The organism is Parabacteroides sp. AM08-6 (genome assembly GCF_003473295.1).
Lineage (GTDB): Bacteria > Bacteroidota > Bacteroidia > Bacteroidales > Tannerellaceae > Parabacteroides.
Window position 1 is genome coordinate 74,873 of record NZ_QRMP01000003.1, and the last position, 15,075, is coordinate 89,947.

General features: G+C 40.2%; 15 protein-coding genes. 7 read left to right on the forward strand and 8 right to left on the reverse strand.

The window, feature by feature from the left end; all coding sequences use genetic code 11:
* Window positions 1-242: 242 nt before the first annotated feature.
* A complete protein-coding gene (locus tag DW103_RS03855) occupies window positions 243-1,694 on the forward strand; it encodes a hypothetical protein (RefSeq protein ID WP_122274352.1) in 1,452 nt (483 codons plus the stop codon).
* A 38-nt stretch (window positions 1,695-1,732) separates the two neighbouring features.
* Window positions 1,733-2,953, forward strand: coding sequence for an NPCBM/NEW2 domain-containing protein (locus DW103_RS03860; RefSeq protein WP_147381172.1), 1,221 nt, complete (start codon window positions 1,733-1,735; stop codon window positions 2,951-2,953).
* 64 nt (window positions 2,954-3,017) lie between these two features.
* Here the strand turns inward: DW103_RS03860 and DW103_RS03865 are convergent, their stop codons facing one another.
* The 6 genes from DW103_RS03865 to DW103_RS03890 form a co-directional block, all read right to left on the reverse strand.
* Window positions 3,018-3,455 (reverse strand): DUF695 domain-containing protein, encoded by a 438-nt coding sequence (locus tag DW103_RS03865; protein WP_122274354.1) that lies wholly within the window; start codon window positions 3,453-3,455, stop codon window positions 3,018-3,020.
* 7 nt (window positions 3,456-3,462) lie between these two features.
* Window positions 3,463-4,419 (reverse strand): transporter, encoded by a 957-nt coding sequence (locus DW103_RS03870; RefSeq protein WP_122274355.1) that lies wholly within the window; start codon window positions 4,417-4,419, stop codon window positions 3,463-3,465.
* A 92-nt stretch (window positions 4,420-4,511) separates the two neighbouring features.
* On the reverse strand, window positions 4,512-5,033 hold the full coding sequence (locus DW103_RS03875) for a GNAT family N-acetyltransferase (protein ID WP_122274356.1): 522 nt from the start codon (window positions 5,031-5,033) through the stop codon (window positions 4,512-4,514).
* An 84-nt stretch (window positions 5,034-5,117) separates the two neighbouring features.
* Window positions 5,118-6,203 (reverse strand): glycine cleavage system aminomethyltransferase GcvT, encoded by a 1,086-nt coding sequence (gene gcvT / locus DW103_RS03880; RefSeq protein ID WP_122274357.1) that lies wholly within the window; start codon window positions 6,201-6,203, stop codon window positions 5,118-5,120.
* A gap of 12 nt (window positions 6,204-6,215) precedes the next feature.
* Window positions 6,216-7,436, reverse strand: a complete 1,221-nt coding sequence (pepT, locus tag DW103_RS03885; RefSeq protein ID WP_122274358.1) for a peptidase T — start codon at window positions 7,434-7,436, stop codon at window positions 6,216-6,218.
* 13 nt (window positions 7,437-7,449) lie between these two features.
* Complete coding sequence (locus tag DW103_RS03890; RefSeq protein WP_122274359.1) at window positions 7,450-8,853, reverse strand: amidophosphoribosyltransferase; 1,404 nt, start codon at window positions 8,851-8,853, stop codon at window positions 7,450-7,452.
* Window positions 8,854-9,223: 370 nt separating this feature from the next.
* Between DW103_RS03890 and DW103_RS03895 the strand changes: the two genes are divergently transcribed.
* Complete coding sequence (locus DW103_RS03895) at window positions 9,224-9,661, forward strand: hypothetical protein (protein ID WP_122274360.1); 438 nt, start codon at window positions 9,224-9,226, stop codon at window positions 9,659-9,661.
* A gap of 33 nt (window positions 9,662-9,694) precedes the next feature.
* On the opposite strand, the gene DW103_RS03900 is transcribed toward DW103_RS03895, so the two are convergent.
* On the reverse strand, window positions 9,695-10,594 hold the full coding sequence (locus DW103_RS03900) for a 1,4-dihydroxy-2-naphthoate polyprenyltransferase (RefSeq protein WP_122274505.1): 900 nt from the start codon (window positions 10,592-10,594) through the stop codon (window positions 9,695-9,697).
* Window positions 10,595-10,679: 85 nt separating this feature from the next.
* Between DW103_RS03900 and DW103_RS03905 the strand changes: the two genes are divergently transcribed.
* From DW103_RS03905 to DW103_RS03920, 4 genes are all read left to right on the forward strand, one after another.
* Window positions 10,680-11,084 (forward strand): hypothetical protein, encoded by a 405-nt coding sequence (locus DW103_RS03905; protein ID WP_122274361.1) that lies wholly within the window; start codon window positions 10,680-10,682, stop codon window positions 11,082-11,084.
* Window positions 11,085-11,195: 111 nt separating this feature from the next.
* Window positions 11,196-11,402 (forward strand): hypothetical protein, encoded by a 207-nt coding sequence (locus DW103_RS03910; RefSeq protein ID WP_122274362.1) that lies wholly within the window; start codon window positions 11,196-11,198, stop codon window positions 11,400-11,402.
* Between the two features lie 53 nt (window positions 11,403-11,455).
* Window positions 11,456-11,641, forward strand: coding sequence for a hypothetical protein (locus DW103_RS03915; protein ID WP_233545594.1), 186 nt, complete (start codon window positions 11,456-11,458; stop codon window positions 11,639-11,641).
* Window positions 11,642-11,836: 195 nt separating this feature from the next.
* Entirely contained in the window at window positions 11,837-12,781 is a 945-nt protein-coding gene (locus DW103_RS03920) for a calcium/sodium antiporter (protein WP_122274506.1), read from the forward strand.
* A 126-nt stretch (window positions 12,782-12,907) separates the two neighbouring features.
* Here the strand turns inward: DW103_RS03920 and DW103_RS03925 are convergent, their stop codons facing one another.
* Window positions 12,908-14,950: a M13 family metallopeptidase gene (locus DW103_RS03925; RefSeq protein WP_122274364.1), complete on the reverse strand. Its 2,043-nt coding sequence runs from the start codon at window positions 14,948-14,950 to the stop codon at window positions 12,908-12,910.
* Window positions 14,951-15,075 lie beyond the last annotated feature (125 nt).

Consider the following 15,075-nt stretch of genomic DNA (forward strand, 5'->3'; position numbering starts at 1 on the left):
AAAAGAGAACTTTCGACATGGCTCTTTTCCTATAATCAAATTTCAAGTATTAAAATTAACTATAACCATTCATCTTTATCCACGACTCTAAAATACGATAATCACCCATAATGATATCAGATTACTCCCTTCCTATTCTTATCTTTAAACTTTCATTTGGACATTTTGTATATTTCCTTTATCTTTGTATATAACACTTAAAGCTATTAAATAAAAAATCATTCCTAAATCCATACTGCAAGATGAAAACACTATTCAAATATAAAATCATAGTCTTGTTACTATTGAGTTGTTTTGCTAACTCTTTATATGCTGAACAAAAAATAAATATCGAAACAAACGACCAAAAAGTTGTTTTGTCGATAGGTTCGATACACTACTTTTTCACACAGCAAGGAAAAATGTGGGCTTTATCGCATATTCAAGCCGGAAATCAAAAAATCGTTTCCCCGATAAATAAATCCGAAAGTTTTTTTTCAAGGAGTGGAGAAGCCTCGGAGCTAACGATTATCGAAAATAACAGCAAAGAAATAAAAATCTGTTTCTCAGGCTTTGAAAATTATCCGTCAGCTAAAGTATTCTATACAATAAAGGCAGATGATTCATTGCCACGGCTTAATGTCCGAATCGAAGGAATTGAAGAACCGACTTGCGTATATCGATCGTTCAAAGAGCATGCCAAACCTCATGGAGCCTGGATTACACGGGGAGAAATGGTTGCCGACGCAGAAGAACGAGAGGTCTTTATAGATGGAAGCGGTCCATTTGTCTTCGGACATTCCACAATAGGGAACAATGACATTGCCTACGTTTGGCAAGCGAAAGTAAAACCAAATGTTCCACAAGGTAAAACACAACAAAAAAGTGACACTTATTTTAAAAGTGGAATCAAAACAGATAATAACGGACAATCTTTTACTTACTGGCAACTACGCATCGGTAAGAATGAGCCCAAAGAATATGCAATGATTTGGGATTATAATCTAGGAGGACGGGTACACGATGTTTTTGAAAAGTATTATTCGGATGTCGTAGATTCGCAGGTGGATTTCAAAAGCTACAAACGAAATTATAATGCAACACGGGCTATAGAAAAAATGCCTGTCAGACTTTCCTCTCCGGAATCATTTGTTCCAGGGTATGGTTGGGTAATGCATGAATATTATCCAAACGGACAAGAAGCTGCATATCCGTTTGCAACCGAATGTGGCATACAAACAGCAGCACTCCTTAGTTATGAGGGCTTAGCCACAAACCGGAACTGGGAAAAAAATTTCGGACTTTACATCATCGACCGCTTACCCATGTGGAGCGACAGTAATCAAGGATATTTTGTTAAACGTCGCGGGGGATATACTCGCTGGGGATACAGCAATGACTATAAAAACCCATTTCCTTTCCAGGAAGGAGGGAATTGGGGTACTGCCGAATACATCTATTTAATGGCACGCATAGGAAACGACAAGACACTCAAAGATAGAGCAATTTCACTAATGAAACACGACATAGAGGTTAAGCTGGATCTCGACAACTTTTTCTTTCCTCCATGCTGGAATCCTGATTCCGAAAAATTGAATGATCATCGCGACGACTGGTTCATCACTGCCGGATTAGGATATTGCGCAGTCGTTTGCGGAGAGATTTTATATCCCGAAACACAAGAAAAAAATATATTGAAATTGCAGATAAACTGACCGACTGGCTGGCCTCCTATTGGGAACCGGAAAATAAAATGAATTATTTACACCCCAATATAAATACTTTACATTGTTTTAGTGGATGGCTAATCAAGGCGATGATTCAACGATACGAACGAAGCAAAGAAACACGTTTTTTAGATATAGCTAAAGATCTGACATGGGGATTAGCCATGACGCTTTGTATAACAGACCATCTTTATGAAGATGGTGAGACTCCACTTTTTGCCATTACTTGTGTCGGAGCACGCGGATGTGTAGACTATGATTGTTCTCCTAATCTATGTCACGAAAAAGATTTAGCCTTCATCGAGTCGATGGGAGAATTGATGAAACATGTATCCGGCTCCGCATATTCCAAATATCTGTCCATGCAAGCTCTTGTGTTGCCCAAAGACAGTTGGTCATCGGCATGGACCCAGGATCAAAGAGACCTGAACCTTAGAACAAATTATGATAATTGGGCCAGAGGATTGACTAATCTGGCATTCGGTATAAATCCGTCAAGCAATCCTTATGTTCAGATTTTCGACCAGACTGTTGCCAACAAATCATTAAATATCAGTCGTGAACGGGAGATAACAGTCATAAATGCAACATCTAGCAAACAAGATGCGCAAATTTCAATTCCCTATTTAAAAAACGGAACATATCAACTCTATTATAATGGCAAACCTTGGAAAAAAAGTACAGCCCATGTTCTACAAGCAGGTATTACTTTTTCAGTTCCGCCCAATACCACTATCAAACTAGCCGTAAAAGCCAAAAAGATTCTTGATGAAAACAATTTGTCCGAAAAGGCTAGTAAACCGATATTATTAAGTGATTTAACACCATTCGAAGCACAGCGTGGCGTAGGCAATCCCCAACCTGTTTTTCAAACCAACCGGACATTCCAGGGAAATCCTTTGCAAGTCGGTAATCACAGCTATCAATATGGGCTGGGACTAGCAGCCAACACTGTTCTTTTTTATCGTCTTAATAAAAAATATTCTTCACTTAAAGCGACATTGGCTTTAGACAATGAAACATTAAAGCTGGTAAATCCACATCCATCGGTCAACGTTACTCTTTTTGCTGATGGAAAACTCTGTTTCGAAAGCGGTAAAATAGATCAAAATTCGGCTCCTTTGGAAATCGAAATTCCTTTAAACGGAATTGAAGTATTGACTTTACGTGTTTCCAGCAATTTCGATGATGAAGGAGATTTAAAACATGACAGGATTAATTTAATTAATCCATACTTAATTCCCTAAAATAACAAAATGACTAGTCCTAAATAACCGTTACAGTTATTTAGGACCAGTCACACACCAATTCTTACTCCAAAGACCACTCTTTCATCTCATACATATCGAGATATTCTCCCCACTCCGGATCGACCTCCGTATAAATCGTAAGAGGAAACTGTTCAAAAGGGGCCAACACTTCGTTCAACCGTTCTCCGAAAACGCGGGTCGTACGGGTATAATAAACCCATATTTTCTCTTCCCCTCCGGTATAAACACCTGTCAGTATGGAAAGCTTGTCTTTTTCCATCGCTTTCCTTAGAATTTCCTGAATTTCTTCCATCTTTTCAGCTTGAGCCTCTGTAGGCATTCCCTTATCATCTCCCTCATATTTCCAAGTAATCTCTACCCGTTCTTTAAACTTGCCGGACTGAACAAATTCCGTCAATTCATCCCGGCCGGAAATTGTTATCAACCGACCGTTTTCACTCTCTGAAAGCGCAGTAAACCATTCGTTGCTTAGTTTCATATATTTCTTAATTATTAAATTCTTCTTTCTTTCGTTTCTTCCACAACTGCCAACTATTAAAAATATTTTGCCACAGGACATAAGAACCAGGGCCTACCGAAGATAAAGGGTCCAGATAAGTATAAGCCATCCAGATGGCAAGTACCGTATTTTTCTGTCCTAAGGCCTGTCCGGCACTAATACGGTCAAAATAAACACTTCCGATATGTTTACCCAGAAAAAACTGAAGCACACATGTGATAAGACCGGCTAAAGCAAGCGATATTTCCACACTTAATGCGGCATCACTGGTAGCTAAAGATTTAACGGTCTGCGCCGTCACAATAGCCAATGCCACTCCCCAAAGATAAAAAGCCAGATTGGGAAACCCCAACAGAAAACGGTGAACGCTCGGTAAGAACTGACGAAAAAAACAAGCTAATATAAAAGGGAAAAGTAACAAAGGAAAAACTTTTCCTAATATTTTAAGAAAAGCAGTAAAGAAAGTAATATCCGCATGAGGTTCCACTAAAGGGAACATCAATGGAACAGCTATAGCAGCCAATATATTCGATAACAGTGTATAAGTTGTCAAACTGGAAGCACTTCCTCCCAACTTTCCGGTAATAACCGCAGCCGCTGTCGCTGTCGGACAAATCAGACAGACCATTGCCCCTTCAAAAACCTCCCTATAAGCACCGTCCATATGCAGGCATATCAGTACAGCAGCCAGTATAGAAGCCGACAATAACTGAAATAACAAGAGCCAACCATGCCAAGGACGTGGCATCAAATCCTTCGGTTCAACCCGGCAAAAAGTCAACAACAACTGGGAAAAAATCAGAAAAGGGGTCAGATACGCAACCAGCGTATTCATAAACGGTTTTGTCGGCTCCAGAAACGAGAAGTTGGCAAAGATAAAATATCCCAACGTACCGGCCAGCATGGCAACAGGCAACGTCCAGTTTTTCAGAAAGTTCAACATAACACCTCTTTATTATTACGCCACAAACTTACAAAACATCTGTTATATCAGATTACTTTATCACACAAAATTTAGAATTCTCCGTCATACCTCTAAAAAGACATCACACAATCTTTCAGGTCTGCATTGAAACGTTCATATTCTTGCTGTGTAAGCTCACCTCTCGTTGTCAATATAACCAATCGATGAGCATCAAACCCTTTCCGATAAGGAGGATGAATATGGGGATATGGATTCAGACTGAAACCATTTAACTCGTAAAAATGAAGACGCTTTGCTGAAATATCATCTATCACAGGGTCTATTTCCAATAAAAGCCGTTTACCCTCTTTCTCTGATTCTTTTAAGATAGCAGCTCCATATCCCTTTCCGCGCAAATCCGGGCATATGGCCAAATGCTCCACATATAAATAATCATCAAAATCCCAATAAGCAATAAAACCGATAAAGATTTCACCTTCCGTATAGATATTCAGATGATATTTTTGGGAAACAAAAGCCAAATGCTGTTGTTGTTCCGTACGCTGCTCAAAAATAGGAGAACTCATATGATACAATTGTTCAAAACACGGATATAAAGGCGATTGTGTATCAGTTATTCTTGTTCGTTCCATAATACTTTAAAAAAAAACAATACATAAAAAAGGCTTTAACCAAAATTGAATCCGGTTAAAGCCTGCCTTCCTATTCTCTCTTAACTATTTACGAAATGGAGCTTTCACTACCTGAGCCTTCAGGTTGCGATTGCGTACCTTTACGAAGATTTCAGTACCGGCTTTTGCTAATTCAGGTTTTACATATCCCATACCAATACCTTTTTTCAAGACCGGAGACATAGTACCGGATGTCACCACACCGATTACAGTATCGTTTGCATCAACAATCTCGTATCCATGACGGGGAATGCCCTTGTCTACCAATTCGAATGCACACAGTCTGCGCGTTACGCCTTCTTTCTTCTGACGTTCCAATTCGGCACGATTTGTAAAGTGTTTGCCTTCCACAAATTTGGTAATCCAGCCTAAACCAGCCTCAATAGGAGAAGTCGTATCATCCAAATCATTTCCATAAAGGCAGAAGCCCATTTCCAGACGCAATGTATCGCGTGCTCCCAAGCCAATCGGTTTAATACCTTCCGGTTTACCAGCTTCAAAAATAGCATTCCAAATAGTCATCGCATCGTCCAGGTAAAAATACAATTCAAAGCCACCGGCTCCGGTATAACCTGTATTAGAAATGATAACATTCTTACAACCGGCAAACTCACCTGTCACAAACGAATAATAAGGGATGGAAGATAAATCGACCGGAGTCAGACGTTGTAACACTTCTGTTGCTTTCGGTCCCTGAATAGCCAACTGAGCCGTACGGTCGGAAGAATTTTCAAGCTCAGCCCCTACAGTATTATGGCTGACACACCAATCCCAGTCCTTCGCTATATTGCCGGCATTCACAACCAGCAAATACTTTTCCGGCTCATAATGGTAAACCAACAAGTCATCCACAATCCCACCTTCATCATTCGGGAAACAGGTATATTGAGCTTTACCAAGAGGCAAGACAGAAGCATCATTCGACGTTATATTCTGAATAAAAGCCAATGCATTAGGACCTTTCACCCAGAATTCACCCATGTGGGAAACATCAAATACGCCTACACCGTTGACAACAGTCATATGTTCGTCGATAATACCGGTATATTCAATAGGCATATTATATCCGGCAAATTCATGCATTTTAGCACCCAGTGCAATGTGCACATCAGTAAACGGAGTTGTTTTCATGTTATTATTTATTTAGTCTTTTAGAGCTGACAGCTCTGCTATTTTGATGATTGTTTCCATACTTTTCTCCAACGATTTAACCGGCAGAAACTCATAACGCCCATGGAAATTCAAGCCTCCGGCAAAAATATTCGGACAAGGTAATCCCATAAAAGAAAGACGTGCACCATCCGTACCCCCACGTATCGGTTTCACCAACGGAGTAACGCCGACAGCCATCATAGCTTTAAAAGCCAAGTCCACAATATATTTCTTCGGCTCCACGATTTCACGCATATTATAATATTGGTCACGAAGTTCAAGCACCGTACTGCCCGGATGCATTTCATTCATCTTTTCGACCAATTTGCGAAGTGCCTCTTTCTTTTCCTCAAACAACATACGATTATGGTCACGGATAATATAGGAAAGGGTCGCCTCTTCCACTGTTCCAGCCATACCGGTCAAATGATAAAAACCTTCATATCCGGCTGTATGCTCCGGACGTTGCCCAGCCGGTAACCAAGAGGCAAATTCCATAGCCAATAAAGAGGCATTCAACATTTTGTCCTTGGCATATCCCGGATGAACATTCAAACCTTTGAAAGTCACTTTTGCCCCGGCAGCATTGAAGTTCTCATATTCAAGTTCTCCAACTTGACCACCATCAATGGTATATGCAAACTCACATCCGAATTTTTCCACATCGAAGTAGTCGGCACCTGCCCCTATTTCTTCGTCCGGCGTAAAACCAATACGGATTTTGCCATGTTTGATTTCCGGATGTTCTTTCAGGTATTTTGCAGCTGAAATAATAGCTGCCACACCGGCTTTATCATCCGCCCCTAACAGGGTTTTACCATTCGTAACAATAATATCCTGTTCTTTATAATCATTCAGCTCTGGGAACATTACGGGCGACAAGACAATATTTTCTTCAGCACACAACACAATGTCTCCCCCTTTATAAGTGATAATCCGGGGTGTCACATCCTTGCCCGACATATCCGGACTTGTATCCAGATGCGCAATAAAACCGATAGCCGGAAGCGGTTTATCCGTATTAGCCGGAAGTGTAGCCATCAGATAAGAATTATCATCCAATGTGATATCTTCCAATCCAATTTCTTCCAGTTCCTTCACCAAAGCCTCAGCAAAAACGCGCTGTCCCGGCGTGCTGGGCGTCGTACCTGTTGTTTCACTCGATTGTGTATCGAACGTAACATACTTCAAAAATCTGTCTGTCAGCTCCATAAGGTTGCAATGTTTAAAAACAGCTTGACCCGTTATAGCAATGTGTACAGATACATTCCTTCGGCAAGCCGATTGATTCAATTAAATCTTCTACTGTATTAAATCTCAGCGTTGTAATATTCAATTTCTCGCGGATACATTCCACAAGTTTATTGTATTGTTCAGAACCCGTTTCCGCATACTTGTCCAGGTCTTTTTTATCATCGCCTTCTAATTCCTTAACAATCCTGCGGGCAATAAGTTCCAAATCCGATTTAGAAGCCGAAAAGCCTAAGAACGGGCAAGAAAACAAAATGGGAGGACAACCGATACGCATATGCACTTCCTTTGCGCCATAACCGTACAGGATATTTACGTTATCGCGAAGCTGTGTACCGCGAACAATGGAATCGTCACAAAAAATCACCCGTTTGTCACGCAACAACGTACGGTTAGGTATCAGTTTCATCTTGGCTACCAAATCGCGCACAGCCTGATTGGAAGGAGTAAAACTACGTGGCCAAGTCGGAGTATATTTTACGATAGCCCGACGATAAGGAATCCCCTTCCCTTCCGAATAGCCTAATGCCATTCCAATACCGGAGTCCGGAATGCCGGAAACATAATCAGCCTCTACCGCATCTTTTTTAGCCATAGCCATACCACTTGCATAACGAACCGCATCCACATTCACACCTTCGTATTCGGACACAGGATATCCATAATACACCCAAAGGAAGGAACAAATCTGCATCCGTTTGTTCGGCTTGCGGATTTGTGTCATTTTATCAGCAGTCAAAAGAACTATTTCGCCTGGTCCTACGTTATATTCGAGTTCAAAACCCAGATTAGGGAAACTGCTTGGTTCGCTGGATGCGGCAAAAGCTCCTTCCTTTTTGCCAATCAACAGAGGAGTTCTTCCCCACTTATCACGTGCCGCAATAATCCCCTCTTCTGTAAGAACCAACATCGAGCAAGAGCCTTTTATTTTCTCATATACATTTTCAATTCCTTCTACAAAGGTATTCTTCTGGGAAATCAGAAGAGCAATCAATTCTGTTTGATTAATCTGGCCGGAACTTAATTCTGAAAAATGACAGCCATTTTCCAGCAGTTCATTTTCCAGTTCTTTCAGGTTGTTCACCTTTGCCACTGTCACTAACGCATATTTACCTAAATGAGAATTGATGAAGATAGGTTGAGGGTCCGTATCGCTGATAATACCAATCCCCGAATTTCCTTCAAACTTATCCAGTTCGCTCTCAAAACGCGTCCGGAAATAAGAATTTTCCAGATTGTGAATAGAACGCTTGAAGACACCGTCGTGCAAAGTCGTCATACCTCCTCTGCGGGTTCCTAAATGAGAATTATAGTCTGTACCATAAAACAAATCGGTAGCACAGGCTGATTTAGAAATAGTTCCGAAAAAACCACCCATTGTAATAGTGTTTTTGAATTTAAAATTAGGTCACAAAGGTACAAGATTATTTTAAGATTCACTATCCGTTCTTTTATAAGAAATGGTAAACAATCACATATCCCGCAAGCTTTCCGACTTCTGTCGATTGACAGAATGTTCACCATTCGAGTATTTTGCAACCGGATTGATACGTTAAAAAGAGTTACATGTGCGGGTAATTTATTTTACCCGCCATACTAATCCAATTTAGTCGCCATAATAGTGACATTTTGATAATCGAGTAGTTTACAGCTAAAACTTTTTCATCTTTATCTGTTCTGAAAGTTTTTTATGTATATCATGGGGTAAATATGTATTTTTTATATCTTTACCAAAAAATTATAAGAAAATGGAAAAGAGAGGTATACTTGCTACTTTCGTACTATTATGTGCAATTATTTGGTGTTGTTCAAGTTGTCACTTTGATAATGCAACCATCACTTTTGGAGAAGAGAATTCGTCCAACAAGGAAATAATTCTCATTCATCCGGATTTAGACTCCATGTGGAAACCTACGTATCAATATGCTGTCATTATCCCCGCCGATACGACATTGAGCACATATCATAATTTGATACAACTCTTAAAAACAAGCGATTCATATACAAAAGACAATGCGTTTGTAATCTGCCGGGAAAACGACAAAAAAAGCATCAAAGAGATTGTTCCGGGATATTCTATTTTTATCTCCGATATTGTAACGCAGAATCAATATTGCCAAAAAACATGCATCTATACGGCCAAAAAGAAAAACAAGAAATATCTGTTGCAACCAAACAAGAAATAGCCATACATATATTTTACGAACCGGAATATATTCCTACAATCCGCCTCCGGCATATATAAACAGTAATGACAGCCCAAGCGCAAATAGAAAAACATTACGTGCCGTATGTGCCAAAGTCTGATTCAACTCTTTTCCATCGCGGGTAAATAGTTCCTTACAAGTAAAAAAAGACAATGCAAACAACGCTGCAAACCAAAATTGTATCCACCAAGGAGCATCCACCAACAGCGGAAACACAATAATAAAAGCTAACAAATTGTTCACTATATAGAAAGCACGGCCAAAACTTCTTCCGAACAACACGATTGTCGTCCGTTTACGAGCTGCTTTATCTTGAGCATAATCTCTGTAATTATTGACAACCAAGATGTTGACCGATAATAAACCCAATGCGACCGAGAGTAAAAAAGACAACAAAGAAAATGTCAAAGTCTGTATATAATAAGTAAAACAAACCGGAATAATACCATAAAAAAGCAAGACACACATATCACCTAATCCATTATAAGCCAAAGGAAAAGGCCCAGCCGAATAGGCCAGTACACAAACAGCGATAGCTATTCCCACAAAAAGAAGTTGCCATACACTGAAAAACAACAAGAAAATACCACATACACAAGCCAGTCCCAGAGCGATAAAAGTCCCGACCAACATGGCTTTAGGAGAAATCCACCCTTGCGCAACCGCACGTTCCGGCCCCAAGCGGTCTTCTTTATCCGCACCTTTCTTAAAATCAAAATAATCGTTGGCAAAATTACTTGCTATCTGTGCAAAAAGAGCAACCAATCCACACAACAAAGCAGGAAGCAACATAAAAACACCATCATAAAAAGCCAATGCACTACCTAACAATACCGGACTGACAGAAGCGGGTAATGTTTTCGGACGTGCAGCCTCAATCCAGGCACAAACAAGAGATTTCTCGTTTTCCATATCTTTTATCGTTATTTGGCTACAAAATAAAAACAAAAAAGTCATACGTTTGTTATTTTTATAAGAAATCATATATCTTTGCAACATGAAAAATTTTCTATTCATATTAACTCTGCTGTTCGGCATGTTGCTGTTTTTACCGGAAGACGGGCAAAAAAGCGACAATGTACTGAATATATCCCAACAGCGGGAAAGCGTTATGAAAGAAAAAAATGCAGCCGATGTCGAATACCATCTGGAAATATTGAGCAGCGAACTGAAAGGAAGCAATTGCCTTACTCCCCGCAGAACGGTACAGTCCGGTAGCAATACATTTAATATACGTCTGCTGAAAAACGAAGAAAAAGTATTCCAATTCTTTCATCTGAAAGAGATGAACTTGCTACGCAAGGTTTCGGAAGAAGTTATAGCATGTCAAACCATTAACGTTTCGACTCTTCTTTGCCGCATGGGATACCATGTGTATGCTTTGCGGAAAATCGTTATTTGATTCATTGGTGAATAAAGTCTATGTGTATGGGAAAGCATTATTTCCATACCAATTTTATATGGCATTTTTTATGCCGTAAATCTATTATTCACTTATAAAAATCAAATTATTATGTCAACAAAGAAATCGAAATCCCGTATTTATATTTATGTTATATTCACAGTTATAGGTTGTATACTGGCTTGTAGTTCCATCATCCCCAACGATTATCTGAAACTGGTCATCGTCATGGGAGCACTTGGTGTCGGACTGTATGGCATCATGAAAAGCCTCAGCAATCCGAGTTCATCGGAAGAAACGGCTATTGATGAGAAATAAAACAAATCACTCACAATTCAATAATATGAATCAACATGAAAATAAATAAAGATTTGGTAGACGCAATCATGATGTTGTCGTTTATCATATTAGTATTAATCGGAACAACCGACTTCGACAATGCCACAACCAAAAATTTAGCCATGGTTACATTTGGTATTGTAGGAGTAATAATGGTAATATTGCGCATCATAGGAATGCGCCAGGAAGCCCACAGGACTCAGGAATCAGATTATTAACATAATACGAATTTCCTAATGACCTAAACCGGATGTCTTAAAAACTTCCTGCCGCACACTCCAAGGTGACCTTGGGGTTTTCCAAGACGTTTTTCTGCCTATAAAAACAACTTGCTGTTTTACTTGGTTATGGTAATATATTACCGGGCGGCAGGAAGAAGACATTTGATTATAGAAACTATAAATAAAAATACGATGTTAACAAATATAACATTACTGATTTTATCTCTGGTTGCGCTCTACATCGGAGCTGGCTGGTTGGTTAAAGGAAGTTCGGCTTTGGCATTGAAAGCTAAAATATCCCCTTTGGTAATCGGGCTTACAATCGTTGCATTCGGGACCAGTGCCCCAGAATTGGTGGTCAGCTTGAATGCTACGTTAAGCGGACAGGGAGATATTGCCATCGGAAATGTAATCGGTTCAAATATATTCAATATCGGGGTTATATTAGGTATTTCTGCCATTATCTATCCCATACAAGCCAAAAGGCAGTTAACGAAAATCGACATACCGGTAATGCTATTGGCTACAATCTTGTTTACTCTGTTTTTTTGGAATGGAAATCTAGGCCGGACAGAAGGTATCTGTTTTGTAGCAGGGATTATAGCCTACACGTTGTTTAGCTTGTATTTCTCGCGTAAAAACGGTAAAACTGAAGCTGAAAGTCTGGAATTGGAGGAACAACCGCGACATTGGGCTTTCGATTCTTTATATATAGTGGGAGGTCTGGTTGTTTTAATTATTGCTTCCCGCTTATTGGTTGATAATGCCGTATCGATAGCAAAAGACTTAGGAGTAAGCGAGGCAATTATCGGCCTGACAATTGTATCCGCCGGAACCAGCATGCCAGAATTGGCAACCTCCGTCGTTGCTGCAATCAAAAAAAATCCGGAAATCGCAATCGGAAATATTGTCGGCTCCAATTTATTCAACATTCTGGCTATTGCAGGGATAACAGCAACCGTACATCCCATCCACGCAAACAATGTAAATTATGTAGACTTACTGGTTATGCTCGGCATTTCCATCCTGCTGTTTCCTTTAGTAAAAAGCGGACAAAAAATATCGAGGGCCGAAGGCATCGTTTTAGTTGTCCTTTATTTGTTTTATATGCTTTGGCTGCTTCGAGACACAATCTGATATAAAACCAAACAATATTAAGGTATCAATCAATTCCTGATTTTTCCAGACAGGGGACAAAAGTTTCTTGCCCGTGAAACTTTTGTCCCCTGCCCGTGTAATATTTGTTTCCTGCGGATGAAGTATTTACCAGATAACGACTCGTTCAGCCGATTGCATGTACATCGGTTCCCCCGCTTTGATACCAAATGCAGAATAGAAAGCATCAATATTACGAAGAGCAGCATTAACACGCCATTTCCCCAACGAGTGCGGATCTATTTTCGTCAAGCGAAGAATTTCTTCCGGACGGATATTTTGTGCCCACAAATTCGCATAGCCCAGATAGAAACGCTGTTCGTTGGTAAAACCTTGGATAGGAGCAGGAGTTTTACCTTGCAAGGAATTCAGATAAGCCAAGTGAGCAACCATCAGACCACCTTGGTCGGCTATGTTTTCTCCTAATGTGAAACGCCCGTTAGCATGAACGCTGTCCACAACAATAATATCACTATATTGCTGAGCCAGACGGTCGGCACGCCGGGTAAAAAGTTCGGCATCTTCAGCAGTCCACCAATCTTTCAGGTTTCCATCTTTATCATAATTACGCCCTTGGTCATCAAAGCCATGTGTCATCTCATGACCGATAACAACCCCGATAGCCCCGTAGTTGACAGCATCGTCGGCTTCCGGATTGAAGAAAGGCGGTTGCAAGATTGCTGCCGGGAAACAAATTTCATTTGTAGTCGGATTGTAATAAGCATTGACCGTCTGCGGACTCATTCCCCAGCGGGCTTTATCAACCGGTTTATCTACATCTGCCAGCATATAATTTACTTCAAAGATATTAGAGCGGCGAACGTTTGCCCAATAGGAGTCGTTCTTAATTTCCAACCCGCTATAATCGCGCCATTTGTCAGGATAACCTATTTTAACGATAAAGGCAGCCAATTTTTCCTGTGCTTTGGCTTTCGTAGCATCACTCATCCATTCCAGACCAGCGATACGGTCCCCCAACGCTTTTTGTAAATCGCCCACCATCTTCAGCATTTTTTCTTTGGAAGATGCCGGAAAATATTTGGCAACATACATCTGGCCTACCGCTTCAGACAAAGAACCGTTGACAGTAGACAAGGCTCGTTTCCAACGCGGTTGCTGTTCCTGACGGCCGGACATAGCCTTTCCGTAGAAATCGAAACCGGCTGCAACAAAATCATCGCTTAAATAAGGGGCGGCGGCACTCAAGAGGTTGAAAGTCAAATAATATTTCTGCTCGTCTAAAGAAGTGTTGTTCAATAAACCTTCCAAACCTTTATAAAAGGGAAGCTGCTTGGCATCCAAGAATTTAATATCCATTAGTCCCAAGCTTTCGAAATAAATATCCCAATTCAAAGGATTATTATCTGCCTTAAACTCCTCGATGGATAGTTTATTATAATTTTTCTGAGAATCCCGCAAATCTTCACGGCTAAATGAGATTTCTGCAATTCCTTTTTCTATCTTCATAATAGCTTGAACAGCAGCATCCGCCTGCTCGGGAGAACTGCCGACGAGGGTGAATAAACGGGTTATATATTCTTTGTAGGCATCCCTCATTTTTTGCGTAGCTTCATCATCCAAAAGGTAATAATCGCGATCACCCATGCCCAATCCGTCCTGATACAACTGAACAATATTCATCGAACTATTCTTCTCGTCCGCTCCCACGTATAAAGAGAAGAAAGGCGCCATCCCCTCTTTATGCAGGGTTGCAACCATTTTTGAGACTTCATCTTTTGTAGCCAGTCTTTTAATTTCCGCTAATTGTTCCTTGATTGGTTCGTAGCCATCAGCATTCAATTTCGTACTATCCAAGCCCATTGAATATAGCAAACCTATCTTTTGTGCCACGCTTCCGTTTTCCTGCGGAGCAGCACTTAACTCTTCAATCAGAGAACGAATTTGTTCTTGATTGTTATCTCTTAACTGATCGAATGTACCAAAACGGGAATATTCCGGTTTTAAAGGATTATTTTTCATCCATCCTCCGCAGGCATATTGGTAGAAATCAGTGCCGGGAGCTACAGTTGTATCCAGATTTGCCAGATTGATAGCTTCAGCTTTTACCGCCTCCTTCACAGGGGTCTCACTACAGCCCACCCATGTGACCATACCGGCCGCGACAAGTGGAATTACCATTAACTTTTTCATTCTTGTTCAACGTTTATTTATATCATGCAAAGGTACGTAATAAGGTATACAAATAGAGTGAAACTGCACTATTTTTTCATATAATACCTAAAACAAGTGTACAAATGAACATTTTTATGTAATTT

Coding starts and splice junctions, on each gene's coding strand:
- DW103_RS03905 (WP_122274361.1), top strand. CDS start 10,680: ATGAAAAATTTTCTATTCATATTAACTCTGCTGTTCGGCATGTTGCTG.
- DW103_RS03875 (WP_122274356.1), bottom strand. CDS start 5,033: ATGGAACGAACAAGAATAACTGATACACAATCGCCTTTATATCCGTGT.
- gcvT (WP_122274357.1), bottom strand. CDS start 6,203: ATGAAAACAACTCCGTTTACTGATGTGCACATTGCACTGGGTGCTAAA.
- DW103_RS03870 (WP_122274355.1), bottom strand. CDS start 4,419: ATGTTGAACTTTCTGAAAAACTGGACGTTGCCTGTTGCCATGCTGGCC.
- DW103_RS03900 (WP_122274505.1), bottom strand. CDS start 10,594: ATGGAAAACGAGAAATCTCTTGTTTGTGCCTGGATTGAGGCTGCACGT.
- DW103_RS03910 (WP_122274362.1), top strand. CDS start 11,196: ATGTCAACAAAGAAATCGAAATCCCGTATTTATATTTATGTTATATTC.
- DW103_RS03865 (WP_122274354.1), bottom strand. CDS start 3,455: ATGAAACTAAGCAACGAATGGTTTACTGCGCTTTCAGAGAGTGAAAAC.
- pepT (WP_122274358.1), bottom strand. CDS start 7,436: ATGGAGCTGACAGACAGATTTTTGAAGTATGTTACGTTCGATACACAA.
- DW103_RS03860 (WP_147381172.1), top strand. CDS start 1,733: ATGAATTATTTACACCCCAATATAAATACTTTACATTGTTTTAGTGGA.
- DW103_RS03890 (WP_122274359.1), bottom strand. CDS start 8,853: ATGGGTGGTTTTTTCGGAACTATTTCTAAATCAGCCTGTGCTACCGAT.
- DW103_RS03920 (WP_122274506.1), top strand. CDS start 11,837: ATGTTAACAAATATAACATTACTGATTTTATCTCTGGTTGCGCTCTAC.
- DW103_RS03895 (WP_122274360.1), top strand. CDS start 9,224: ATGGAAAAGAGAGGTATACTTGCTACTTTCGTACTATTATGTGCAATT.
- DW103_RS03925 (WP_122274364.1), bottom strand. CDS start 14,950: ATGAAAAAGTTAATGGTAATTCCACTTGTCGCGGCCGGTATGGTCACA.
- DW103_RS03855 (WP_122274352.1), top strand. CDS start 243: ATGAAAACACTATTCAAATATAAAATCATAGTCTTGTTACTATTGAGT.